The sequence below is a fragment of the Nocardioides sp. BGA-UO-ETr-FS32 genome, from assembly GCF_059567905.1.
Genome location: NZ_JCAQOX010000005.1, coordinates 12,754 through 37,280, shown reverse-complemented (window position 1 = coordinate 37,280; position 24,527 = coordinate 12,754). Strand labels below are relative to the sequence as shown.

Sequence of the window (24,527 nt, the reverse complement as noted above, 5' to 3'; positions counted from 1 at the left end):
TCAAACCCTTTCGATCTCGGGCCTGCCGAACAGGCCGTAGGGACGAACGAACAGCACGAGAAGCAGCATGATCAGCGGCGCCACGGTGCTGAATCCAGCACCCAGGTCGTCATTGAGGTAGCCCGCGGAGAAACTTTCGACCAGGCCGACAACGATCCCGCCAATGACGGCGCCGACGATCGACTCAAGGCCACCGAGGATGACCACGGGGAAGATCAGCGCACCGAGCACGACCAGTCGGCTGTCCACACCCAGCAGTGAACCCCACACGTAACCGGCGAGTGCCGCGATCCCCCCGGCCATCGCCCAGGACACGGCATTGACCAGGCGGATGTTGATGCCCAGCGATTGGGCGGCAACCCGATCGTCGGAGACCGCCTGCATCGCGAGTCCGAGACGGCTGCGAGAGAAGAAGAAGCCGAACGCGCCAAGCAGCACCAGCACCATGATCGCGGACCAGAACGTGATCGTGGGAATGGAGATGCCGAACCATTCGTAGCGTCGCTGGTCGATCAAGCTCGGGATCGAGCGGAGACCGTCGCCCCAGATCATCGGCACCAGCCCGCGGATGATGGACCCCAGGGCGATGGTGGCCATCACCAGCGCGAGCATGGACTCGTTCTGCAGCGGTCGCAGCGCGAACCGTTCGATTCCTGCGCCCACCACCATCATCACCACGACGGTTGCCGGAACTCCCAACCAGAACGGAACGCCAACATCGGTGAGCAGCCACGACACCACGAACGCACCCAGGACGACCACCTCGCCCTGCGAGAAGTTGATGACTCCGCTGCCCTTGACGACCACGACGAAACCCAACGCAAGCAGCGCATAGAGCATCCCGGTGAACACGCCCGAGAACGTCAACTGCATGAACTCGCTCATCAGGCCCGCACCCCCTGCACGGATTCGACCGGGACATCGACCAACGTGAGCTGGGTATTGATGCGCGCCTTGCGGCCGTCACGGTACGTGACCTCGGCGTCGACATCGACCTCTGTGCGATCGGAGTAGAGCCCGTCGATGATGAAGGCGTAGTTCTGCTCCACCTGGGCGCGACGCACCTTTCGAGTACGCGTCATCTCAGCGTCGTCGGCATCAAGCTCCTTGTGGAGGATGGCCAATCGGGGCACCCGCATGAAGGTCGGCATCTCAGAGTTCACCCGCGCGGTCTCCTCCCGGATCAGCTCGATGACCTCCGGGCGCTGGGAGAGGTCGGTATAGGTCGTGTAAGGGATCCGTTGGTTCTCGGCCCACTTGCCGACCACTTCCCCGTCGATGTTGATCAACAGAACAGGGAAGTCACGCGCGTCGCCGAAACAGACTGCTTCTCGCACGTACGAGGAGAACTTCACCTTGTTCTCGATGAAGGTGGGGCTGAAACGCTCGTTCGAGGTCAACGTGGCCACGTTCTTGGAGCGGTCGACGACGACCAGGTGACCGTCGTCGTCCAGGTAGCCCTCATCACCCGAGCGCAGCACATCGCCGATGAATGCCTCGTCCGTGGCCGCCTGGTTCTTGTAGTAGCCCACGAAGACGCTCGCGGATCGGTGCGCGATCTCACGATTCTCCGTGATGACGATCTCGACGCCAGGTACCGGACGGCCCATCGTCTCGGGCTTCATCTTGTCCCAGTGAGTCGTGGTGATGCCGACCTCCGTCTGGCCGTAGACCTGCTTCAACGGGATGCCGAGGGAGTGGAAGTACTTCATGACATCGATGCCGAGCGCGGCGCCTCCGGAGTAGATCCGCTCCGCGCGGAGCAGACCCAGATGGTCCCGCAGCGGACGGAACACCAAGAACTCAGCCACGGCGAGCTGGATTCGAGTCCACCCGCCCGCCTTGTGTCCGCGGTACTCGCGTTCGGCGCGTCGCTGCCCCACCTTCATCCCCCAGTGGTAGATAGAGCGCTTCAACCAGGTGGCCTCCCCGATCCGGACCTCGATCCACGAGAGATAGTCCTCCCACATACGTGGTGAGCCGAGCAGCTGATGTGGCCCTATCTCTCGGATGTCGTTGCGCAGCGTTTCCGGCCCTTCGGCGAAGTTGAGCCGGTAACCCTCCATGATGTGGCCCGCGGTGGAGAAGTAGCGTTCGCCCGCCCACGCCAGCGGCAGGAACACCAGCCGTTCGTACTCAGGCTTCATCGGCTCTGCGAGGAAGAAGTTCTTCACGCCTGCGATGACATTGAGATGGGTCATCATCGCGCCCTTCGGCTCTCCCGTGGTCCCCGAGGTGTACATCAGGATCGCGATGTCGGAGTTCTTGCCACGCTCCACGCTCTCGCGATACTCGTGCGGATTCGCCTCGGCCCGTCGAGCACCCATGGCGAGAACCTCGTCGAAGGAGATCGCCACCTTGGAGTCATAGAGCGACATTCCCCGCCCATCGCAGTAGATGATGCGCCGGAGTCCAGGCAGCTCATGCTGCATCTCGAAGAGCTTGTCGGCCTGCTCCTGGTCGCGCACCACCACCACCGGACACTCCGCGTGCCCCACGATGAAGCCCACTTCCTCCGGAGATGACTCCGGATAGAGGACCACGCCGGCACCCTGCAGCGACTGAACAGCGAGGTCGGTGATCAGGTGCTGCGGCCAGTTGTCGCCGATGATCGCCACGTTCTCACCCGGTTCCAGGCCGAGTTCCAGCATGCCAAGAGCCAGGTGCTCGATGCGCTCGCCGTACTGTCGCCAGGTCATGGGCTTCCAGATGCCGCGATCCTTCACTCGGAGCGCGACGGCGTCCGGGGTGTCGACGAGACGCTGCAACAGCAGTTGCGGCATGGTCTGCTCGGGGTAGGTCACCGTCTCGGTCATCGGCCGGTCGCCTCCCCCGTCACGGCCCCAGCGGGCGCACCGATGTAGGCGGCGATCACCGCCGGGTCGGCCCTCACCTGCTCCGGCGGTCCTTGAGCGATGAACCGCCCGAAGTCGAGCACGGAGACCCGATCCGAAATGTCCATCACCACTCCCATGTCGTGCTCGATCAGGATCACGCTGATCGCCGATTCCTGACGCAGCTCGAGGATGTAGCGCGCCATGTCTTCCTTCTCCTCGACGTTCATGCCGGCCATCGGCTCGTCGAGGATCAACAGGCGAGGCTCCTGGGCGAGAGCGCGACCCAGATCGACACGCTTCTGCAGTCCGTAGGGCAGGAGGCCCACCGGCGTGTTCCGGATGTGGGGCATGTCGAGGAAGTCGACGATGTCTTCCACGGCCGCGCGCTGTCGCAGCTCCTCGCGCCTACTACGGCCATAGAAGATGCCGTTCGACAGAGCCCCGCCCTTGAGGTGGCGGTGCCTGCCCAGCATGAGGTTGTCGATGACGCTGAGGCCCTGGAAGAGTTCGATGTGTTGGAAGGTGCGCGCGACCCCGAGACCAGCGACGCGATGCGCGGGCAGCCCCGTGGTCTCTCGACCGAACAGAGAGATGTTTCCCTCCTGGGGCCGGTAGAAGCCGGTGACGCAGTTGACGAGCGAGCTCTTCCCGGCGCCGTTCGGCCCGATGAGCGCGGTGATCTCCCCGGCGGCCGCGCTCATCGACACATGCGAGAGAACAGTGAGCCCGCCGAAGTGAAGTGTCACTCCGGTGATCTCGAGCGTACTTTCCCGACTCGGGTCCACAATCAACTCCCAGGCTGTTTTTTGACTAATGAGTCAGTGATCGCAAGTATCGTGGCGGTCGTCACATTGCGCAAGGGTCTGGCGCCGATCACCGTGTGAGAGACGAACTGATCCGAAGCGTGCCGATGCTCCGGGGCCGGGCGCGTCCCTTCTAGCTCGCGGCAGACCTCGTCGGCGCGATCGATCGACTTCATCGACGAGCTAGAGATCGCTGTCGCCTCGTACAGCGACTGGTCCAGTCCACCCCTGGGCGCGCGGCGACAGTCGTACCGGCACCACCGCTCGTGCCCGTGGGTTCAGGGGCGACGCTGCCAGAATTACGCCCACATACCGGCCGATGCTCCCCACTTGGGCGAGCGACGCAGTTGCTGCGCGACGATCTTGCGCTGGACCTGGGTGGTGCCCCCGCCGATCATGAAGAGGCGCGCATCGCGGTACAGCCGTTCCACTTCGTACTCGCGGCAGTACCCGTAGCCACCGTGGATCTGGACGGCGTTGCTGGTCACCTCGTTCGCCAACCGGCCGGCGACGAGCTTGCCGATCGATCCTTCGGCGATCGACGGCCTGCCGGCGTCGGAGAGGGCGGCCGCGTGCCGGTACAGCAATCGACATTCCAGGAGTGCGGCGCCCATGTCAGCCAACATCTCGCCGACGGGTGCGAGGTCCGCGATCGGGCCACCGAAAGCCGTTCGCTGGCCCGCGTACGCCGAGGAGAGTTCCAGGGCGCGCTGCGCCATGCCGGCGGTCATGGCGGGAATGGCCAGGCGCTCGTAATCGAGCACATCCATCGCAACCTCCCAGCCCTCGCCGACCTCGCCCAGCCGGTCGGTGTCCTCGACCGGCACGTTGTCGAAGACCAGTTCGCACGTCGGGGACGACCGCAGCCCCATCTTCTCCAGGACGCCAGTTACACTGATCCCTGGAGCATCCATCGGGATGACGAAGGTAGTCAACGTCTCTTTGACCCCCGGGCCGCCGGTGCGGCACAGCAGGAGAACGGCGTCGGCGATGCTGGCGTTGGTGATGAACATCTTCGTGCCGCTGATCCGCCAACCGTCGCCATCACGGACCGCCTTCGTGGTGATGTTGGCGACGTCGGAGCCGGTGTCCGGCTCGGTCACGGCCCACGAGGTGATAACCTCCCCTGCCGCGATCTTGGGCAGCCAGCGTGACTTCTGCTCGTCGGTGCCGAACGACATCAGCGCCCGGGCGGTCAGGTAGGTCGGCATGGTCGACATGGCGAGGCCGGCGTTGTGGTAGGCGAAGGCGTCGACAGCCTCGTGCAGGGCCAGGCTGCTCGGGCCCGTGCCGCCGTACTCCGGCGAGATCACCGTTCCGTACAACCCGATGCGACCGACCTCCAGCAGCAGGGACCTGATCAGGTCCATGTCCTGGGGGTGCGCGTCCAACTCACTGCTACGGGGCAGCACCTTGTCTCGACCGAACTTGTGGATGACTGCAGACCAGTCGGACGTCGCCTCGTTGTGGGTATGGGTGGACATCTTTGTCTCCTGGGTTCTAGTTGTCCTGCGCGGTGAAGCGCAGCTCGGTCCACGACTCGCGGTCGAAGTAGGTCGCCGCCACCCGCATCCCGATGCTCACTGCCTCCGGCGGGCCTTCGATGCGAGCGGCGATCCTGGGCCCGTCCTCAAGGTCGACGACGGCGATGGCGAAGGGGAGGTCGGCCTCGAAAGCCGGGTGGAACGTGCGGTGCAGGACGATGAACGAGTACACCGTGCCGACTCCGGACAGCACCTGCTCCTCTCCCCCCGGTTGCCCGCAGTAGGGGCACGAATCGAGCGGAGGAAAGCGAACCTTGCCGCAAGCCGCGCACCCGGGCAACCGTACTTCGCGTTCGGCTAGTCCCTGCCAGTAAGCGGCGCTGTCGGGATCGACCTGGGGAGCTGGCGGTTGGGCGTACTCAGTGGGGTTGGACACGGATTCTCCTGGCTGATCAGCTGGGCTCAGCGCCCAGTGAATTGGGGGGTGCGCTTGGACTCGAACGCGTCGAGACCCTCGGGGGCGTCGGAACTGGTCAGGCAGTAACGGGCGGTGACCTCGCGCTCCAGGCGCATGCCGCCGGGTATTCCCGTGCCTTCCCAGTACGCGGAGTTGAGGACCTGCTTCGCGTTGCGTACGGCCAGCGGCGACTTGGCCGCCACCTGCTCGGCGAATCGGAGACCAGCCGCCACCAGGTCGTCGTCCTCGACGACCTGCGAGACCAGGCCCCACTCCAACGCCTCCTGTGGCTTGAGCATGCGACCGGTGAAGATCAGCTCTCGCGCCCGGGCGGGTCCGACGGCGCGCGGCAGCAGGGTGAGGACCCCTCCGCCCCCCATCTGACCGAACGGGAGGTGGGCGTCACCGATCCGCGCGGACGCCGAGGCGAGCGCCAGGTCGCACGAGAGAACCAGCTCGATACCTCCGGCGACCGCTATCCCGTTGACTAGGGCGATGTAGGGCTTGGGGTACTGGCTGATAGCGGCGAACGTCTCATGGATGTCGGCCAAGAACTGCGGAAAGTCCTGGGGGTCGCGCTGGAGCTGTTGGTACTTCTTCATGTCGCCCCCAGCGCTGAACGCGCGTCCGGCGCCGGTGACCGCCACGACGCGGACCTCGTCGTCGTGTCCGAGCTCGTCGAAGGTGGTTCTCAGGTGCCTGACGGTGTCCCAGTCGAGCGGGTTCATCTCATCGGGGCGGTTGAGGGTCACCAACGCCATCGCTCCGGGCCCGGAACTCAACGCCATCCGTTCCACGAGCAAGGTGGACGTCCGGGTGGTTTCCGAGTGCGTTGCTGTCACTGCTGGCTCCTTCGGTCTGTCGCATCGCATCGTCGATGCTGCGTGCGTCCGCCCTAGCGCGGCCGTCCTGCTGCAGCTAGAGTCTCAACCTGTCGGTCGAACGTCAACCCTATGGTCGTATTAGGAAGGATCGCGCGTGACGCAACCGCTGCACTTCGGGGTAGGGATCAACAACTTCGGGTCGCCCCTGCGAACTGCGAGCGATGTGATCGGCTCTGCAGTGTTCGCCGAGGAGCTCGGGTACTCGTCGGTGTGGTTCGGCGACCACTTGAGCTTCCACGTCCCGGTGTACGAGTGTCTGTCGATGATGGCGGCCACCGCGGTCGTCACCCGCAAGGTGACGGTCGCGTCGGGCGTTCTGCTCGGCGTGCTCCGGCATCCCGCATGGGTCGCCAAGTCCGTATCCACCATCGATGCACTCAGCGAAGGGCGGGTACTCGTCGGTCTCGGCGTGGGGGGAGAGAATCGAGCGGAGTTCGAGCTGGCCGGCGTACCGTTGGCAGAGCGTGGCCGCAGGACCACCGAACTGATGAGGTCGCTGCGCGAGATGTGGCTCGCTGACAACCCGCATGGCCTCCAGCCCCCTCCGGTGCAGAGCCGGATCCCGCTGTGGCACGGCGGACGAGCGGACGCCGCACTCGCCCGCACGGCTCGGTTCGGCGATGGCTGGCTGGGGGCTTTCGTGACGCCGGAGCGCTATGCCGAGCGGTGGTCGGCACTGGGCTCGCTGGCGGCCGACGCCGGTCGCGCGCCGGAAGAGTTGACCCCCGGCCTGCACGTCTACATCCGCGTGGACGACGATGCCGACCGCGCGTGGCGCGAGGCCAGCGCCTTCATCGGCGACGTCTACGCCATAGACCCTGAGCCCATGCGCCGCTACTGCATAGCCGGCAACGCCGATCAGTGCGCTGAGGAGATCGCTGCCTTCGTCGAGGCTGGCGTCACCCACGTGATCTGTCGGATCGCCGGAAGCGACCTGGAAGACCAGATGGCCCGGATCATGGAGGTGGCCGCGCGGGTCCGCGCACGGTTCGAGCCGGCCGTGACAACTGAGGAGATGGCATGAACCGACGCAGCAAGGTGATCGACGTTGCTTCCGCGGCAGACCTGGTGAGTGACGGCGACCTGGTGGCGATCGGCGGCATCCACGCGCACGCGGCGCCCATGCCGATCATCCGCGAGCTCGCGCGCGCTGGACGGCGCAACCTCCGGCTGCTGCCGAACGTGTCGGCCGGGCTCCCCGTGGAGGTTCTCATCGCCGCCGGGACCGTTGCCGAGGTCTACACGGCATACGTCGGGCTGGAGGACTTCGGGCTGGCGCCCGCGTTTCGCGCGGCCGCCGAGAGCTCCACGATCGTCGTGCACGACGTCGACGAGCCGTTCACGATCTATGGGCTCAAGGCGGCGGCGGCGAACCTCCCGTTCATGCCACTACCGCGCGGCCACGGGGCCACCGGCACGCGCTCGTTGTCACCGGAGCTCTTCCGCACCGTGGTGGACCCCTACTCCGGCAACGAGCACGTCGCCATTCCTGCCATGCGACCGGACGTCGGCATCGTGCACGCTCCGCGCTGCGACCGCTTCGGCAACGTCTTCTTCGACGGTCCGATCTATCAGGACGACCTGATCCTGCGGGCGTCGAGGACCGCGATCGTGGTCACGGACGAGATCGTGCCCGACGACTACGCCGCGTCCGGCCGGCACAAGGAGGTCACCGTTCCGAGCTTCATGGTCTCGGCCGTGGTCGCTCTCCCCTTCGCTGCGCATCCCACCTCCTCGGCGGGTCACTACGGGCGCGACGAGCGGATGCTGGAGGAGTACGTGCGCTCGCCGGAACAGTGGATGGCGCGCTACGTGAGCGAAGCACATGATCACCACCAGTACTTGGAGCGCGTGGGAGTGGAGCGCCTCGTCGGCACGCTGCGTGTCGACTACCAGGCGCGCGCGGACAGGAGCCAGGCATGACCGAGACGTGTACGACCAGCGAGTTGATGGCCGTCACCTTGGCGCGCGGTTTGCGCAACGAGGAGTGGGGTGCCTGTGGCGCCAACTCGCAGATTCCGATGGCGGCCTTCCAGCTCGCCCGCCTGATGCACGCCCCCGACCTCAGCTGGCTCAGCGGCGGCGGCGGTGCGATCAACTCGGCGGCGCCACTGGTGAAGTCGACTGCCGACCCGGTGACCCTCGACAGCGCGGAGCACTCCTTTCGGCTCGAGGACATCGTCGACTTCGAGCTCGGTGGATGGCGCAAGGCGCCCACCGTGGGGATCTTCGGCGGCATGCAGGTCGACCGCCATGGGAACGTGAACATGGTCGGTATCGGACGTGACTACCCGAAGCTACGGGTCCGCGGTCCAGGAACGGTCGGGTTGGTCTTCGCGGCCTACTTCACGCGCACCATGATCTTCGTGCAGCGCCACGACGCGCGGATCTTCGTCGACGAGGTGGACCATGTCAGCGCACCCGGGCGCACGGCGGCGCGTCGAGAGTTCTGCGACCCGCATTCCGACGGCCCCCAACTGGTGGTGACTCCGCTGGCGGTCTTGGACTTCGGCGATGACGACACGCTCCGGATCAAGTCGGTGCATCCTGGGCACACCCCCGACGAGGTCCGTGAACGCACGGGGTTCGACCTGCCGTCGTCGACACCCGGCGAGGTTCCGCTGACGCCGTCGCCGACCGACGAGGAACTCACTATGCTCCGCGAACGGGTGGATCCCGGCGGTGTGCTGCGACGCCTGCGCCTGGACTGAGGCGAACGACCTTCTTGCGCAGCGGTCGGCGGCCCGTTCGGGCCGCCGGCCGCTGTCGCGGATCACCGTGCCAGCGCCCCGGCACGGGCCACCCACTACACCTTCAGGCCGAGGCTTCGACCGATCAGCATCTGCTGGACCTCGGATGCACCTTCACCGATGGTCATCACCCGGGCGTCTCCATAGAGTCGCGTCACCGTCGAATCCATCATGAAACCCGCTCCACCATGCAGCTGCGTGGCGTCGTAGGCCACCTTGTTGCAGATCTCGGACGCGACCATCTTACACATCGCCGCCTCCTGCTCGTAGGGGTGGCCATGGTCCATCTTCCAACAGGCGTCGTAGGTGATCGACCGGGCAGCTGCGGTTGCCGCAGCCATCCGAGCGACCTTGAATCCGACGGCCTGGTGGTCGCCGAGTCGCTGGTTGAACGATTCACGCGTCTTGACGAAATCCAGCGTGGCGTCGAGGCACCCCTGGGCGATACCGACCGAGGCCGAGGCGATCGGAAGTCGGGCCCAGGTGAGGAAGCCGAGCGCCTCACGGTATCCGCGACCAACTTCGCCCAGGAGGGCATCTGGCCCCAGGCGGACGTCGTCGAAGTACAACGGGTGCGTGTCGGAGGTACGCCAACCGATCTTGTCGTAGGCGGGACCGACCTCGACTCCCGGCGTATCCAGAGGGACCAGGAATGCCGACACCTCGGGGCGACCGGGCCGGCCGGGACCGGTGGCGGCGAAGAGGATCACGTACTTCGATCGCGGCGTGCCCGGGTTGGTGATGAAGGCCTTCGATCCGTTCAGGCGCCACCCGTCGCCGTCCCTCACGGCGGCGGTACGGATGTTGCCGGCGTCGGAGCCACCGCTGGGCTCGGTGAGACCGAAGGAGATGAAGATCTCCCCACGCGCCGCCCGGGGAAGGATCTCCTTCTTCTGGTCGTCGTTGGCGAGCCGTTCGAACAGCGCGCAGGCGATGCCTTGTACGTGCGCGCTGGCACCGACCCCTCCGTCGACCCGAGAGATCTCCTCGACGGCGAGGCAGAACGAGGTGATGTCGGACCCGGAGCCGCCGTACTCCTCGCTCACGCGTAGCCCGAAGACGCCCAACTCCCCCAACCCGTCGACGATCGATTCGTCGAACACGGCGTCGATGCTCCGCTGCGCGACGGTGGGCGCGAGCACGCTGGTGGTGAAGTCGCGCAGCACGGTTCGCCACGAGCGGTGGTCGTCGGTGAAGCACCAGGGGATGTCGAGCTCGATCCCCTGCTGTGAACTGTCGGGCATGGTCACTCCTTCATGAATCAGTCGGCTAGGGCCCAATGGAAGTCGGTGACGAGCCCAGAACGCTCGTCCCCGAAAACGGCAGTGACGGCGGCACCGATGTGCATCCGCTCCAGCGCCACGTGGTAGTCACTCAGATCTATCCCCAGGAGGAGGTTTCCGATGGCTGTGTCCGCGCCTTCGGGGCGCGCGTAGACCAGGGCGTACGGCGGCTCCGGATAGCCCGGAAAACTCGTGTACCCGATGGTCGCGGCCTCGATGACGGCGCGAGGCCCCACGTCCGGCCAGTCGTCGGAGGTGGGGACGAAGCATTCCTCGCAGAAATCACGGGGAGGCACTCGGATCCGGCCGCAGGAAGGACACGGTGACGCCGTCAACACGCCACGATCCCGCACGGTGGTGAGGAACCGGCTCGCCGCCGGTCCCGCCGCGTGCCGGAAATCGAGGTGCCAGGCCCCCGGGATCACCACATGACTGGTCAGGGCGTCGCTCATGGTCAGCTCCTCTTCACGAAGCCATCGAGTTGCTCGCGGACGTTCGGACTCGTGGTGATGTGGTCGAGAAAGAGCTCTCGTTCACGCGACATGGCGGCTGCTGGCGGCTCATCCTCGGCGCAGCGGGCCATCTCCCGGACCGCGGTCATCGCGACTCTGTCCCGTGAGGCGAGCCGGTTGACGACGCGGTCGAGCTCGGACGCGAATTCTTCCGGCGGCACCGCCAGCGCGGCCAGGCCCCATGCTCGAGCCTGGTCGCCCGAGATCATCTCCCCGCTCTGCAGGAGCCAACGGGCGTATGCCCGAGGCAGGGCACGGACCAGCCGGACCGAGCCGCCGGCACCGGGCAAAAGAGCGTGCTCCAGGTGCCGGTCCCCGATGCGGGCTTCGGTGGAGGCAAGCACCACGTCGCACGCCAGCAGCATCTCGCAGCCGCCGGCGACCGCGTACCCTTCGACGGCCGCCAGACTCGCGAACGGGCCCGCTTCGATCGCATCGAGGACCTCGCTCAGCCGTGTCACGTAGGCCTCCAGTCCCTTCCGGTCGCCGATCAGGCCACGCACGAGGTCGAGGTCGGCGCCTGCGCAGAAGTGCCCGCCGGATCCACGAACGACCAGCACCGACGCGTCTGCACGCGCCATTTCGACTGCGCGCTCGAGCCCCTCGATGATGCCGAAGTCGATGCAGTTGCGCACGTCGGGCCGGTCCAGCCGCGCATGCACGACGCCACCGACGCGATCGATGAGTACCTGTCCTACCCGGGTCACGAGTCCTCCCCTCGAAGTACGGCTACGCCCGCGAACTGGATCGAGCCGCCAGCACCGGTCACAACGGCGGTGCGACACCCGTCAACCTGATGATCCCCGGCGCGCCCGCGGACCTGGAGCGCCCCTTCGGCGAACCGTACGAGGGCGCTGACACTGATGGGAGCCGCGCAGAGCACGCCGCCCGAGGGGCACACAGGGATCTCGCCGCCGCGATCGAACCGGCCCTTCTCCGCATCGGCGATGCCCTGGCCCGGTTCCGAGAACCCGAGCGCCTCGACGGCGATCGGCTCCATCGTGGCGAAGGGGATGTAAGGCTCCGCGACGTCGATCTGACGAGCCGGGTCGGTGATGCCCGCCTGGGCGTAGGCGTCCGCCGCGGCACGCGAGAGCTCGAGGAACGAGCCGTGATCGTTGTCACCGGCGGCACCCATCTTGTCGCCCAGGAAATAGGTGTTGGAGCGGGCCGCGAAACCGTCGATCCACGCCACCGGTCGGGCCATCGTGGCTGCGCACTCGGCCGAAACCATCACCACGGCGGCGCCGCCTGAGGTCTGGGGACAGGCCATGTCGCGCCGGATCGGTGCGAACAGCAGTGGGCTGGAGAGCACCTCGTCGGGGGTGACGGGCTTCCGCAGCTGCGCTAAGGAGTTGAGTGCTCCGTTGTTTCGCAACCTCGAGGCGACCTGTGCCCATGCCTCCTCTCCCCGGCGCAAGCCGATGCTATGGCGATGGAGATAACGCTGGGCCTGTAGCGCGGACATCGAAATTGTGTTCAACGGCAGTCGGGCCTCGTAGGCCGGATCCCAGATGAGGTTGAGGACATGCTGTGCCGACTGTTGGGAGTCGCCCATCTTGTCGGCCCCGACCACCAGAGCGCATTGGGACTCTCCGGCAGCGATGGCCCACCAGGCCATCTGCACCGCAGACGTGCCAGTGGCTCCACCGGTCTGCACCCTCACCACTCGCTTTCCGCGAGCGGCGAGCACGTCGACGAGCTCCTGCTCGGGATGTCCGATGCCGTACAGGGCGTCCGGGCCTTGCGAAAGCACCACCAGATCGACGTCGGCCATGCTCACATCTGCGTCGACCAAGGCAGCGACGGAGGCATCACGAATGAGTCCGAAGAGGTCGGTGTCGGGTCGGCGAGTGCGCATCGGCGTCATTCCGACTCCCACGACGCCGGGTCTGGTGAGGCTCATAACGGCGCCGCCAGCACGGTGAGCGAGTGCCCCTGTCCGGCCCGACCGTACGAACAGTGCGCAAGTGCGCTCACAGCCCCGCGCTCGACTGCCTCGGCGGCGCACACGATCCGTTCGAGTCCGGCAGCATAACCGGCGTTGCGGCGGAACAGCCCGCCTGAGGGCTGCAGGTGCGGCAACCCGCCCTCGATGACGGCGTCGGCGACCTCGCTCGGCTGCCCCAGACCGAGCGCGCTGGCGGCCATCACCAGACGGAACACCGTCCGGTCGGTGGTCTCGATGACCTCGGCATGGGCGGGGTCGCTACCGGTGCGCGCCAGTATCCGCTGCCGCAGCCTGCCCACCGGGTCTGGATGCTGCTCGAGAGGCAGCGCGCTGTCGGTGGCGAAGTCGACAGCCTTGATCTCCACGCGCGCCCCGTCGGCCGAGACCAGCACCGCCACTGCGGCCCCGTCGACGGGGGCGACGTGCGCCGCCCTGAGCGGGGTGAACCAGAGCCGGTCGTCGTCGGCTTTGTCGGGGGCCAGGAACGCCGTGAGGGAGTCGAAGCGGTCGGCGCTGAGTCCGTGGGCTTCCAGCCAGCGAGTGACCGCCAGGGCCTCGGCCGCCAGCGGGTGCGCGCCGACGGGTCTGGAGAACACCGGCTCGGGGTCGGGCGAGACGGCATTGAGGGGATCGGACTCTGCGGGGCTGTGCCAGGAGACGACGAGTACCGCTCGGTCGGCTCCCGAGGAGACGCGCCAAACCGCCGAGGCGAGTGCGACGCTCGGATCGTCGACGACCTTCGTCTCGTCTCTGAGATAACCCCCCGCCGGCCCGGCCATGTGCATCGACGAGATCAGCCGGCCGTCCCAGGCGTCGGAGCCGGCGAGCACCACGCCGGTGACGTCGGCTCTGCTCAGACCTGCGTGGTTCAGGGCGGCCCGCGCCGCGAGGTGGACTCCGAGCGGCACGTCGAGACGCTCCGGCCCACTTCCGCACGCCGCGACCGCCCAGCCGGCGAGCCCCACCACTGTCACGCCGCCCCTCCGGGGGCGAGGAGCTCCATGATGGCTTCGACGTTGCCCTGCAGCTGCGCCGCATCCAAACCGAAACTCGGGGAGTAGAGCAACGTCTGCTCGTACAGTCCGTCGAACCGCTCGTGCAGCTGCTGGGGGACCTCGTCCGGGGTGCCGGCCACCGCGAACAACTCCACTACGTCGTCGGGAACGGCGGCGATCATGGCGTCGATGTCGCGTCGCGACCACGCTGCGCGAGCATCCGCCGCCATCGACTCGAGGCCGTGCACGGCGAACGCGGGCAGATAGGTGCGCACGACGGCGTAGAAGCCGATCTGCGCCTTCGCCCAACGCAGCGCCACGTCGGGATCCTCGTTGATGCTGCAGATGACGTAGCCCGCGATGGGCACCGAGCGGCTTCGGTCAGCGCGAGCTGCGCCGTCGTCGAGGGCCGGACGCACGACGTCCTCCACGTAGCGGCGACTAAAGATCGGATGCCCGACCAGACCGTCGGCCACAGAGCCGGCTGCCCGGACCATCCGCGGGTTGACGCCGGCAAGGTAGACGGGAATGTCGGCTCGCAAGGGCGGGCGCACCGCCGCAGTGGGGGTCAGGGCGAGATGATAGAAATCCCCGTCGTGTGACACGCCGGTGTCGTCCATCGACCACAGTCGGCGCAGCAGCGGAACCAGCTCCTCCACCCTCCGCGCCGGAGCCGTCGGATCGCTGCCGTGCCAATCCCGCTGCATCGTGCGCGTGCCGGTCCCCAGCCCCAGGATCAGGCGCCCCCGGCTGAGCTCATCGAGGTCACGCGCTTCGGCGGACAGCACGAGCGGCGAGCGCCCGACCGCGTAGGCGATCGCGCTGCCGAGGACCACACGAGAGGAGACCATCGACATGGCCGCCAGGGATACGGTCGCCGTGCGCTCGTAGAACTCGGTCGTCCAGACCGAGTCGAAGCCGGCGGCCTCGGCGCGACGGGTCACGTCCTGGACCAGGTCCAGGTCGCCCCCGAGCAGCACCAGGCCTCTGCTGAGCGCTGGGGACGGAGTCGGCACCGATGTGTCTGCCACGGAGAACCGTCATACTCCGACGGTGCTGGTGGGCACGAGGCCGCGTACGAGTTCCTGGAGGACTTCGCTGGCCTCGCGCGCCATCTGCGGGACGAAGGTGGCCGCGTCGACGACGTCCTGGATCCCGCTCGCGACCTGTCCGGCCGCGACCAGGCCCTTCTCGAAGTCGCCGGTGGACTGGGCGAGCTGCAGCGCGTGGTCCTTCCACTCGGTCAGCTCGTCGATCGTCATCTCTCCGTTGGCGACGATCTCCAGCAAGCGGTCAGTGGCGGCGGTGCGAAGGCCGCGCGCCGGACCGTACACGCCAGGGAACACGACGTCGTCGCCCTCTCGCGCGTCGACGATGAACTGCGCGACCGACGGGTGCCAATCGGTGTTGTCGGCCGAGGCGATGAACCGCGTGCCCATAGCGACGCCCGACGCACCGAGGGCCAGTGCGGCGGCCAGGGTGCGCCCGTCACGGGCACCGCCCGACAGGAGGACGGGCACCGACACCGCCGCCGTGACGTTCGGCAGCAACACGAAGGTGTGCACGGGAGAGTGGTGCGTATGGCCGCCCATCTCGTATCCGGAGGCGATGATGACATCGGCCCCTGCCTCCTCGGCCTTGATCGCCTGGCGCGTGCTGCCCACCTTGTGCTGGTGGATCAGGCCCGCGTCCTTGATCCGCGATGCGAAAGCCCCCGGGAAGCCGGCGCTCGTGGTGAGCACCTTCAACTGCTGACCCACCTTGCTGTCGGCTTCACGGGCCGCGATCACGGCGTTGATGTAGGCCTCCGTGATCGGCAGGACCTTGCCGTTGTCGTCAGCGCCGACAGGGACATTGACCGCGAACGGCTTGTCGGTGAGCTCGGCGCACGCGGAGATGTGGCTACGCATGATCGCTGCGCCCTCGCTCGGTTCCTGCGACATGCCCGGCATGCTGATGGTGCCCATACCGCCGGCGTTGCTCACAGCCGCGGCCAAGGCCACGGTCTTGAAGGGGCCCATCCCCTCTTGGATGATCGGGTGCTCGATGCCCACGAGCTCGGTGTAACGGGTAGGGAGAACAGACATTTCGGCTCCTTGAGAAGGTCAGAGGTCTAGCGGTCGGCAGTGAGGATCAGAGCCGATCCGTCGTTGAGGGCGCCGGAGGTGACCACGGCAACCTCGTGACGAGGCGCCTGGCGCTCGCCACATCGGCCCTGCACCTGAAGCACGGCCTCGGTGATCGTGTTCATCCCGTGCAGGTATCCCTCGGCGAGCAACCCGCCGTGGGTGTTCATCGGCAGTGAGCCGTCGATCGCTGTCGCGCCCGAGCGGATGAACTCGCCCGCTCCCCCACGCTCCGCGAGACCGAGCCCCTCGATGGTCATCAGCACCGTGCTGGTGAAGCAGTCATAGATCTCGGCGACGTCGACGTCGCCTGGACCTATCCCCGCTCGCCCGAACAACTCGTCGCGCAGCAGGTAGCCGTAGTTGTGGGTGAAGTCGTCGGTCAGCAGCTGGTCGCCGATGTCGAGGCCAGGACGAGGTCCGGCCGCGTACGCACCCGAAGCGACCCGGACCGGGGGGTGGGCGAGGTCGCGGGCCCGGTCGAGTGTGGTCACGAGGAGCGCGCACGCCCCGTCGACCTCGGTGGTGCAGTCGGCGGCACGGAACGGGTCGGCGATCCACGGGCTGTTGAGGTAGGCATCCATGTCGAGGGGCTTGCGCAGGATCGCACGGTCGTTCAACTCCGCGTAGGCGCGCTGGGCGATGGCTACCGCCGCCAGATCCGCCTCAGTCGCGCCGACCTCGTGCATGTAACGACGTGCCCACATGGCGATGTACATCAGGTAGGCGTTGTAACCGATGGGGTAGCGGAACTGCGCAGCGCCACCGGCGAAGGCGCCGCTGCCGACCCGGATTCCGGAGCGGCCGTTGAGCGCGCGGAAGACCAGGACCGCCTCCGCCTGTCCGGTCGCCACGGCGGTGGCGGCCTGATAGGTGATGATGCTCGGCGACTGACCGCCCTGTTGGAAGTCCAGCACGTAGCGCAGTTGCGGCAGCGCCAGCGCCGTGGCGACCGCCTCGCAACTGACCGAATCGTTGAGCACCGAGAAGCTCGCCACGCCGTCTACGTCGTCCTTGGACATGCCGGCGTCAGCCAACGCGTTCCGGGTGGCTTCGGCAGCCAACGACAAGACGGTGCGGCCCGAGTTGCGGGACAGCGATGTGTACCCGACTCCGGCGATGGCCACCTCACGCATGCGCGTTCCTCTCTTACGTACTCTATTGATTGGTAAATGTTCAACCGAAGAGATAGTTTATGTCCTAACGGTCGAGTTGTCTACGCTCAGCGGCCGTTCGTCCCGGGTTCTCGCCAAGGCAGCGCTCCCAGCGGCACCGGCGCCGCTCCTGGCCGCACCACCACCGCGCTGCCGCCGGCCCCGTCCGAGACCAGTCGCGCGCGGACGGGCTCGCGAACCGCATCTGCTCGCGCCGCGGCGAGGACCGCCGCCGCCTCCGCGTGCTGCTCGCACAGTGACAGGTGATAGCGGGTCGGCGGCAGCAGGCGCGGCGTCCACTCCTCGCTGTGCAGGACCTCGGCCGGGCGGACCCAGGCGGAGTCGACGGCCTCGCCCTGGTCGTGCTCCGAGATCTGTCCCACCGGCGTGGCGGCGTAGTAGAAGGAGGTGTCGAACCGGCGCGGTGCGCCTTCGGGAGTGATCCACCGGTCGTGGTAGACGAGGGACGCGGGATCCACACGCAGCGCCAACTGATCGAACGCCTCGGCGAGCGAGGATCCACTCGCGAGCGCCGCACGCACGGCGCGGGCGTGATCGACGCTCGCAGGAGCGCCGCTGCTGTCGAGGGCCAGCAGGATCAGCGCCTCCTCGCACGTTTCCCGCACCCCGGCGACGAAGACGTCGTCGACGACACCCGCGACCTGTCCGACTCCTTGCGCGGGCGCCACCGCCCGGTCGCGCTCGTCCACCCGCGACCGACCGATCAGCGGCACGCGCCGATCGCTGTCGTCGACGCTGCCTCCCGGGAAGACGAACCGGTCTGGCGCGAACGCCGCCTTCGACGTCCTGCGCAGCAGGAGCACTTCGACGCCTTCGTCGCCGTCGCGGACGACGACCACGCTAGCCGCTCTGCGCGGGTTCACGATCCCACCTTCACTACCCACCATGCCCAGTCTCCCATCCACGTAGACGGATATCGACTTATCGGTCGAAGGATTGTAGAGTCTCGCACAACCCGAAGACAGCCGTGCGAGAGATCGCGCACAGTGAAGGAGTACCCCTGTGAACGAGGTCGTGATTGTCGATGGTGTCCGCAGCCCGATGGGCAGGCGGGGAGGCGGTTTGGCCGGAGTGCATGCGGTGGACCTGTTGGCCCATGTGCTCGGCGCGCTCGTCGACCGCACGGGGATCGACGCGGCGACAGTCGACGACGTGATCGGCGGCTGCGTTGGGCAGGTCGGCGAACAGTCCACCAACGTCACTCGCAACGCGTGGCTGGCGGCGGGGCTTCCCGTATCGGTGCCGGCGGTCACCGTCGATCGCCAGTGTGGCTCGAGCCAGCAGGCGCTGCACTTCGCCGCCCAAGGGATCGCCTCCGGCAGCTACGACGTTGCCGTCGCGTGTGGCGTGGAGTCGATGAGCCGGATTCCGATCGGCTCCGCTGCCACCTTCCAGGGCTCTCCATACAGCGAACAGCTGCTGGCAGCGCATTCCTTGGTCTCGCAGGGCGAGTCGGCCGAGCGGATCGCGGAGAAGTGGGGGTTCTCCCGCTCAGAGCTGGACACGCTGGCTGTGCGTTCCCACCGCACCGCCATCGCGGCACGGGAGGCAGGAGTCTTCGCGCGCGAGATCGCTCCCGTCCAGGTGGGCGAGACACTGATGGACCAAGACGAGGGGATCCGTGAACCCGACCTTGCCAGGATCGCCTCGCTGAAGCCGGTCTTCAGAGAAGACGGCGTGATCACCGCGGCGACCTCCTCCCAGATCACCGACGGCGCTGCCGCGCTGCTGCTGATGAGTGGCGAGCGGGCGCGCGAGCTGGGCCTGACCCCACGTGCGCGGATGGTCTCGATGGCGCTGGCCGGTGACGACCCGGTGATGATGCTGACGGCTCCGGCCCCGGCCACCCGCAAGGCTCTCGACCGAGCCGGCCTCGTGGTGGACGACCTCGACGCGGTCGAGATCAACGAGGCGTTCGCGAGCGTGGTGCTGGCTTGGCGGGACGAACTGGACATCTCCGAACAGTGGTACGACGAGCATGTCAACGTGCATGGCGGGGCGATGGCCCTGGGCCATCCCCTCGGCGGTTCGGGCGCCCGCCTGATGGTCAGCCTGATGTCGGTGCTCGACGAACGTGGCGGTCGCTACGGGCTGCAGACCATGTGCGAGGGTGGCGGTCAGGCCAACGCGACGCTGATCGAGCGCTGGGGCGCCGAGCGATGACAGACACCTTCGTCGCGGGCACCGGCATCGCCGTCTTCGACCGCTCCCCCGATACCCGGTCCGCCGACCAGGTCGAGCACGCCGTCCGTGCCGCCCTCGAGGACGCGGCTATCGGACTGGATCAGATCGACGCCGTCTACGTCGGCAACGCTGCCAGCGGCCTGCTCACCGGGCAGGAGATGATTCGCGGTCAGGTGCTGCTGCGCCAGTTCGACCTGAGCGGTGTGCCCATCGTCAACTGCGAGAACGCCTGCGCGAGCGGCTCCACGGCGCTCCACCTCGCGGACACCGCGCTGCGCGCCGGCAGGGCCGGGACCGTGCTGGTCGTCGGAGCCGAGAAGATGGCCAGCGAGGACAAGCAACGCCCGATGATCGCCTTGGCCGCAGCGGTGGACCAAGAGCGGCTGTTGGAGGAGTCGCCCGAAGTCCGAGGCAGCGGCTCGCTGTTCATGGACATCTATGCGCAGTTGGCACGTGACTATATGAGCGACCACGAGGGCCGCCCTGAGGACTTCGCCGCGCTGGTCGTGAAGAACAGGCGTCACGCCTCCCACAACCCGGTCGCCCAGTTCACGGCTCCCATCACCGTCGAGGAGGTTCTCGAGGCCAGGCTGATCAACGACCCGCTCACCCTGCCGATGTGCTCGCCCATCGGCAACGGCGCGGCAGCGCTCGTCCTCACCGTCGAGCCCGCCCGCGAAGCCACGGCGGTGCGGCTGCTCGCCTCCAGTCTGGTCTCCGGTCGAGGACGGCACTCCGAGCCGGCCGTCGCCCATGCGGCGCGGTTGGCCTTTGACCAGTCGGGGGTCTCACCCGGGGACGTGAACCTGGCCGAGGTGCACGACGCCACCGCGCCTGCCGAGCTCATCGCGCTGGAGGAGCTGGGCCTGCTCGCCCCGGGGGAGGGTGTCTTCGCGGTGCGCAAGGGACGGCTGAGCGTGGGAGGCGACCTGCCCACGAATCCCAGCGGAGGCCTGGTCTGCAAGGGCCACCCGGTGGGTGCCACCGGCGTGGCGCAGGTGGTCGAGGTGGCCGACCAGCTCAGGGGTCGGGCCGGTGGGCGCCAGGTCGAGGGTGCCCGGATCGGGATCACGGAGAACGCCGGTGGTTGGCTGGGCGGCGACGTCGCGGCGGCCACAGTGCACATCCTGGGACGGTGAGCGGTGAGCGACGCCGCCCGGCCGGGCGCCCACGGGATCGCGTTCGAGCGCTCCCCCCGCACCACCCGGTACCTCGACCCGTCCCAGAACTGGGCGCCTGCTCAGATCACCAGCGAGATCCGACGTGACCCGTTGCTGGGCACCACCGGTCGGCTCGCCCACTTCGTGGGATTCAGACCTCAACCGGAGGACTTCGCAGAGCTTGCCGAGACCACCCGCGAGATCTGCCCCTTCTGTCCCGAGCGCCTGAAGGTCGTGACCCCGCAGCTTCCTCCCGATGTCTTCGCCGAGGGACGTCTGAGCCGGGGGGAAGCGACCCTGGTCCCGAACCTGTCCCCCTACGACGCCTTCAGCGCGGTGACGGTGATCTGCGCCCAGCACTTCGTCTCGATCGATGCGTGGTCCCCTGACGTCCTGCGCAACGCCATCAGTCTTGCCGGCGACTATGCGAAGGCGGTACGCGAGGCCGGGAATGACTTCCCTTTCACGTTGCTGAGCTGGAACTACATGCCGCCCGCTGCGTCGACCCAGATCCATCCCCATCTGCAGGTGATCGTCACCGACGAGCCGGGAGAGAACGTCAAAAGGCGGATCCGCGCGCAGCGAGAGTACTTCGAGCGTTGGGGACGCCCCTACTTCGACGACCTGGTCGAGACCGAGCGTGCCCTGGGCGAGCGATGGGTGTACGACAGCGAGCACCTAACGGTGCTAACCGACTTCGTATCACTCTCGGCGCTGTCGGACGTGCGCATCGTCTTCTCGGACCATCAGGTGCTCGACACCCTTGACGACGCGGCCCTGGCGGACTTCTCCACGGTCACCGCCCGGCTGCTGAGTGCACTCGGGGAGACCGGCATCTCGAGCTTCAACATGTCCTTCTTCCCGGCCACCCTGGATGCCGCCGACGGCGGGCGGCTGCACGCGGTCCTTACACCACGGCTGTCCTTCTCCCCCGCACTGCACGCGAACGACATCGGCGCGCTGAACCTGCAACTGGGCGAGCCCTATATGGCTCGTAGCCCGGAGGACCTCGCCGCCTCGCTGCGGCCCGCGTTCAACCAGGCATCCCCGGACGCCCCTTAAAGAGGATCATGATGGACTTCGCCGAATCCGAACTGCACCGCGACATTCGCGCTTCGGTGCGCGCCATCGCTGAGAAGTACGGTCATGCCTACTACCAGCGCACCGCCGCCGAGGGGTCGCACAGTGATGAACTGTGGAACGAGGTCGCAGCGGCGGGGTTCATCGGAGTGAACCTTCCCGAGGAGTACGGCGGCGGCGGGCTCGGGATCAGCGAGCTGGCGGTCGTCGGCGAGGAGCTGGCCGCTCACGGCTGTCCGCTGCTACTGCTGGTCGTGTCGCCCGCGATCTGCGGCACGGTGATCTCTGCCTACGGCACCTCCGAGCAGAAGCAGCGTTGGCTGCCCGACCTGTGCTCGGGGTCGGCCAAGATGGCCTTCGCGATCACCGAACCCGAAGCCGGGAGCAACAGCCACCAGCTCGCCACCCGGGCCAGCCGTGACGGCGAGGAGTGGGTGCTCAACGGCACCAAGCACTACATCTCAGGCGTGGACGAGAGCCGTGAGATCCTGGTCGTGGCCCGCACGGGGCGCACCGCCTCCGGTCGCGGACGGCTGAGCCTCTTCGTCGTTCCCACGGACGCGGCGGGGCTGAGCATGCACCCGATCCCGATGCAGGTCAACGCCCCGGAGAAGCAGTTCACCCTCACCTTCGAGGAGGTGCGGTTGTCCGCCGACCGCTTGCTGGGCGAGGAGGGCGAGGGGCTGCGGCAGATCTTCGTCGGACTCAACCCCGAGCGCATCATGACAGCCGCCCACGCCTGCGGACTGGCTCGCTATGCGCTGGACAAGGCCGCCCGCTATGCGCAGGAGCGGGTGGTGTGGGGCGTGCCCATCGGGGCACACCAAGGCGTGGCGCACCCGCTCGCGGAGGCCTCGATCCACCGCGACCTGGCGTGGCTGATGACCCAGAAGGCGGCCTGGCAGGTTGACGCAGGCACTGATCCACGAGAGACGGGAGTCGCCGCCAACAGCGCGAAGTTCGCCGCGGCGGATGCCGCCGGGGAGGCACTGGACCGCGCGATCCAGGTGCACGGCGGCCACGGCCTGTCCACAGAGTTCGGCCTGGCGGACCTCTGGGGTTTCGTGCGCCTCCACAAGACGGCGCCGGTGAGCCGCGAGATGGTGCTCAACCACGTTGCGCAGCAGGTGCTCCACCTGCCGAGGTCGTACTGATGTGGCAGGCAGCGCTGCCGGTGCTGACCGGGATCCGGGTCCTCGACCTCAGCCTGCAACTGCCGGGACCGTACGCGACCCGACTGCTGGCCGACATGGGTGCCGACGTGCACCGGATAGAGCCGCCGGGCGGTGACCCGGCACGTGCCTTCCCCTCCCTCTACACCGAGGTCAACGTCGGCAAGATGGTGGAGGAGGTGGATCTCAAGTCAGACGCCGGTCTTGACCGCGTCCTCGACCTCGCATGTGACTGCGATGTGTTGGTCGAAGGCTTTCGACCTGGAGTTCTCGCACGGCTGGGCCTGGGCTACGAGGCGGTGGCGCAGACGAACCCAGGAGTGATCTACTGCTCGATCTCTGGATACGGCCAGGTCGGCGAGCGTTCCGACAAGCCCGGTCATGACCTCACCTACCATGCCGACGCCGGCACGCTCGCCCAGGACGGACCCTCCTCCTCAAGCGTGCCACCGCTCCCCATCGCCGACCTGGCCTCCGGGCTGATGGCGGCCACGACGATCAGCGCCGCGCTGGTCGGTCGCGCCACCAGTGGCGAGGGCGCCCACCTCGACGTGAGTATGGCCGACGTGATGGCCTCCTGGACCTTCCCCGTGGCCCTGTCCCGCGCGGCTGGGGAGGTGGACCTGTTCGGTTCCACGCCGCACTACGGCGTCTTCGACACCGCCGACGGGCACCGCATCGCGCTCGGGATCGTGCACGAGCAGCACTTCTGGGAGCGGTTCTGTGACGAGTTCGGCCTCGCCGACGAACGCAGCTCCACCTTCGAAGGACGCCAACAAGACCACCAGCGCCTGCGACTCCGGTTGGAGACGCTCTTCGCCGGCCTTCCAGCCGCAGACGTCATCGCCCGAACGACGCGCGTCGACGTGCCCGCTGCCATGGTGCTCCGCCCGGAGGACGTGCTCGACAGCGCTCCCTTTCAGCATCGAGGACTCATCCGCAACAGCGGATTCGGAGCCAGATACGCTCACCCCGTGCGTTTCACAACTGCCACCGCCGCTGCGTCCCTCGAGAGAGACTCGTCCACCACAGGAGCGACAACATGAGCGGTCCGGCAACCAAGCCCGATGACGAACAGCAGCCCCTGAGCCGAGTCGCCCGCAAGCGAAGCCAGCGCATCGATGCGATCTTGAATGTCGCCGCCCAAGTGGTGGCCGAACACGGCTACCACAACACCTCCCTGGAAATGGTCGCCGACCGGGTCGATCTCACCAAGGCATCGCTGTACCACTACTTCGACAGCAAGGACGATCTCTTCAGCGCCTGCTTCCAGGCGGTCGCGGAGAAGACCATCGCTCGTCTCGCGGCCGTCGCCGACGCGGCGCCGACACCTCTGGACGCGTTGCGCGACCTCATCCTCGAGCAGCTTGAGATCGTCGTGCACGACGACCCCAACATGGCGCGCCTGTTCCTGCAGCACCAGGATTGGCCGGAGTCGATGCGCGAGAAGCATCGCCACTGGCGCAGCCTCCACGAAGACGTCTTCGTCACGGTCGTCGAGAAGGGCGTGGCGTCGGGTCAACTGCATCCGCGCGATCCGCGCGTCGCCCTGCATTGCTTGCACGGCTCGATCAACTTCGTCCCGATCTGGTTCCGTTCGCGGTCGCCGGCCGAGGACAAGAAGGCTCTGTCTCTCGTCACCGAAAGCATCCTCGACATATTCCGATAGCAGCG

The 24,527-nt window shown here is 67.3% G+C and carries 24 protein-coding genes and 1 pseudogene; 9 read left to right on the top strand and 16 right to left on the bottom strand.

What is annotated here, in order from left to right; genetic code table 11:
- The 7 genes and pseudogenes from AC57BS_RS01970 to AC57BS_RS01940 all read right to left on the bottom strand — a co-directional run bounded on the left by AC57BS_RS01970 (position 1) and on the right by AC57BS_RS01940 (position 6,333).
- Complete coding sequence (locus tag AC57BS_RS01970) at positions 1-885, bottom strand: branched-chain amino acid ABC transporter permease (RefSeq protein ID WP_496409820.1); 885 nt, start codon at positions 883-885, stop codon at positions 1-3.
- Entirely contained in the window at positions 885-2,816 is a 1,932-nt protein-coding gene (locus AC57BS_RS01965) for an AMP-dependent synthetase/ligase (protein ID WP_496409819.1), read from the bottom strand. Before AC57BS_RS01965 ends, AC57BS_RS01970 begins: the two co-directional genes overlap by 1 nt.
- Entirely contained in the window at positions 2,813-3,583 is a 771-nt protein-coding gene (locus tag AC57BS_RS01960) for an ABC transporter ATP-binding protein (RefSeq protein WP_496409843.1), read from the bottom strand. Before AC57BS_RS01960 ends, AC57BS_RS01965 begins: the two co-directional genes overlap by 4 nt.
- Before the next feature lie 356 nt (positions 3,584-3,939).
- Positions 3,940-5,124 carry an acyl-CoA dehydrogenase family protein gene (locus AC57BS_RS01955; protein WP_496409818.1) on the bottom strand — a complete coding sequence of 395 codons (1,185 nt, stop codon included), beginning with the start codon at positions 5,122-5,124 and terminating at the stop codon, positions 3,940-3,942.
- A gap of 16 nt (positions 5,125-5,140) precedes the next feature.
- Positions 5,141-5,377 (bottom strand): Zn-ribbon domain-containing OB-fold protein, encoded by a 237-nt coding sequence (locus tag AC57BS_RS01950; RefSeq protein ID WP_496409842.1) that lies wholly within the window; start codon positions 5,375-5,377, stop codon positions 5,141-5,143.
- A 33-nt stretch (positions 5,378-5,410) separates the two neighbouring features.
- A pseudogene (locus AC57BS_RS01945) lies at positions 5,411-5,560 on the bottom strand (zinc ribbon domain-containing protein); the annotation flags it as partial.
- A 26-nt stretch (positions 5,561-5,586) separates the two neighbouring features.
- Positions 5,587-6,333 (bottom strand): enoyl-CoA hydratase/isomerase family protein, encoded by a 747-nt coding sequence (locus AC57BS_RS01940; RefSeq protein ID WP_496409817.1) that lies wholly within the window; start codon positions 6,331-6,333, stop codon positions 5,587-5,589.
- A 226-nt stretch (positions 6,334-6,559) separates the two neighbouring features.
- On the opposite strand from AC57BS_RS01940, the gene AC57BS_RS01935 reads away from it, so the two are divergent.
- Genes AC57BS_RS01935 through AC57BS_RS01925 form a run of 3 tightly spaced genes read left to right on the top strand, consistent with a single transcriptional unit; the run spans position 6,560 to position 9,176 of the window.
- The gene (locus AC57BS_RS01935; protein ID WP_496409816.1) at positions 6,560-7,489 is read left to right on the top strand and encodes an LLM class flavin-dependent oxidoreductase; all 930 of its coding nucleotides are present in this window, start codon (positions 6,560-6,562) and stop codon (positions 7,487-7,489) included.
- Complete coding sequence (locus AC57BS_RS01930; protein WP_496409815.1) at positions 7,486-8,388, top strand: CoA transferase subunit A; 903 nt, start codon at positions 7,486-7,488, stop codon at positions 8,386-8,388. The genes AC57BS_RS01935 and AC57BS_RS01930 overlap by 4 nt, the downstream gene beginning before the upstream one ends.
- Positions 8,389-8,411: 23 nt before the next feature.
- Complete coding sequence (locus AC57BS_RS01925; RefSeq protein WP_496409814.1) at positions 8,412-9,176, top strand: hypothetical protein; 765 nt, start codon at positions 8,412-8,414, stop codon at positions 9,174-9,176.
- 95 nt (positions 9,177-9,271) lie between these two features.
- On the opposite strand, the gene AC57BS_RS01920 is transcribed toward AC57BS_RS01925, so the two are convergent.
- The 9 genes from AC57BS_RS01920 to AC57BS_RS01880 all read right to left on the bottom strand — a co-directional run bounded on the left by AC57BS_RS01920 (position 9,272) and on the right by AC57BS_RS01880 (position 18,120).
- The gene (locus AC57BS_RS01920) at positions 9,272-10,459 is read right to left on the bottom strand and encodes an acyl-CoA dehydrogenase family protein (RefSeq protein ID WP_496409813.1); all 1,188 of its coding nucleotides are present in this window, start codon (positions 10,457-10,459) and stop codon (positions 9,272-9,274) included.
- A 17-nt stretch (positions 10,460-10,476) separates the two neighbouring features.
- Positions 10,477-10,950: a Zn-ribbon domain-containing OB-fold protein gene (locus tag AC57BS_RS01915; RefSeq protein WP_496409812.1), complete on the bottom strand. Its 474-nt coding sequence runs from the start codon at positions 10,948-10,950 to the stop codon at positions 10,477-10,479.
- 2 nt (positions 10,951-10,952) lie between these two features.
- The gene (locus tag AC57BS_RS01910) at positions 10,953-11,717 is read right to left on the bottom strand and encodes an enoyl-CoA hydratase/isomerase family protein (protein ID WP_496409811.1); all 765 of its coding nucleotides are present in this window, start codon (positions 11,715-11,717) and stop codon (positions 10,953-10,955) included.
- Positions 11,714-12,916: a thiolase family protein gene (locus AC57BS_RS01905; RefSeq protein ID WP_139227540.1), complete on the bottom strand. Its 1,203-nt coding sequence runs from the start codon at positions 12,914-12,916 to the stop codon at positions 11,714-11,716. Before AC57BS_RS01905 ends, AC57BS_RS01910 begins: the two co-directional genes overlap by 4 nt.
- Positions 12,913-13,869: a beta-ketoacyl-[acyl-carrier-protein] synthase family protein gene (locus tag AC57BS_RS01900; protein WP_231252389.1), complete on the bottom strand. Its 957-nt coding sequence runs from the start codon at positions 13,867-13,869 to the stop codon at positions 12,913-12,915. The genes AC57BS_RS01905 and AC57BS_RS01900 overlap by 4 nt, the downstream gene beginning before the upstream one ends.
- 62 nt (positions 13,870-13,931) lie before the next feature.
- Entirely contained in the window at positions 13,932-14,936 is a 1,005-nt protein-coding gene (locus AC57BS_RS01895; RefSeq protein WP_496409810.1) for an LLM class flavin-dependent oxidoreductase, read from the bottom strand.
- Between the two features lie 60 nt (positions 14,937-14,996).
- Entirely contained in the window at positions 14,997-16,043 is a 1,047-nt protein-coding gene (locus AC57BS_RS01890; RefSeq protein ID WP_091193225.1) for an NAD(P)H-dependent flavin oxidoreductase, read from the bottom strand.
- Positions 16,044-16,069: 26 nt separating this feature from the next.
- Positions 16,070-17,218, bottom strand: coding sequence for a thiolase C-terminal domain-containing protein (locus AC57BS_RS01885; RefSeq protein WP_496409809.1), 1,149 nt, complete (start codon positions 17,216-17,218; stop codon positions 16,070-16,072).
- An 86-nt stretch (positions 17,219-17,304) separates the two neighbouring features.
- Entirely contained in the window at positions 17,305-18,120 is an 816-nt protein-coding gene (locus AC57BS_RS01880) for an NUDIX hydrolase (protein WP_496409808.1), read from the bottom strand.
- Between the two features lie 139 nt (positions 18,121-18,259).
- On the opposite strand from AC57BS_RS01880, the gene AC57BS_RS01875 reads away from it, so the two are divergent.
- The 6 genes from AC57BS_RS01875 to AC57BS_RS01850 are packed head-to-tail and all read left to right on the top strand — an operon-like array spanning position 18,260 to position 24,522.
- Complete coding sequence (locus AC57BS_RS01875; RefSeq protein WP_496409807.1) at positions 18,260-19,420, top strand: thiolase family protein; 1,161 nt, start codon at positions 18,260-18,262, stop codon at positions 19,418-19,420.
- Positions 19,417-20,580, top strand: a complete 1,164-nt coding sequence (locus AC57BS_RS01870; protein WP_496409806.1) for a thiolase family protein — start codon at positions 19,417-19,419, stop codon at positions 20,578-20,580. Before AC57BS_RS01875 ends, AC57BS_RS01870 begins: the two co-directional genes overlap by 4 nt.
- 3 nt (positions 20,581-20,583) lie before the next feature.
- Positions 20,584-21,663, top strand: a complete 1,080-nt coding sequence (locus AC57BS_RS01865; RefSeq protein WP_496409805.1) for a hypothetical protein — start codon at positions 20,584-20,586, stop codon at positions 21,661-21,663.
- A gap of 11 nt (positions 21,664-21,674) precedes the next feature.
- A complete protein-coding gene (locus tag AC57BS_RS01860) occupies positions 21,675-22,835 on the top strand; it encodes an acyl-CoA dehydrogenase family protein (RefSeq protein ID WP_496409804.1) in 1,161 nt (386 codons plus the stop codon).
- A complete protein-coding gene (locus AC57BS_RS01855; RefSeq protein ID WP_496409803.1) occupies positions 22,835-23,899 on the top strand; it encodes a CaiB/BaiF CoA transferase family protein in 1,065 nt (354 codons plus the stop codon). The genes AC57BS_RS01860 and AC57BS_RS01855 overlap by 1 nt, the downstream gene beginning before the upstream one ends.
- Positions 23,896-24,522, top strand: a complete 627-nt coding sequence (locus tag AC57BS_RS01850; protein ID WP_496409802.1) for a TetR/AcrR family transcriptional regulator — start codon at positions 23,896-23,898, stop codon at positions 24,520-24,522. The genes AC57BS_RS01855 and AC57BS_RS01850 overlap by 4 nt, the downstream gene beginning before the upstream one ends.
- Positions 24,523-24,527 lie beyond the last annotated feature (5 nt).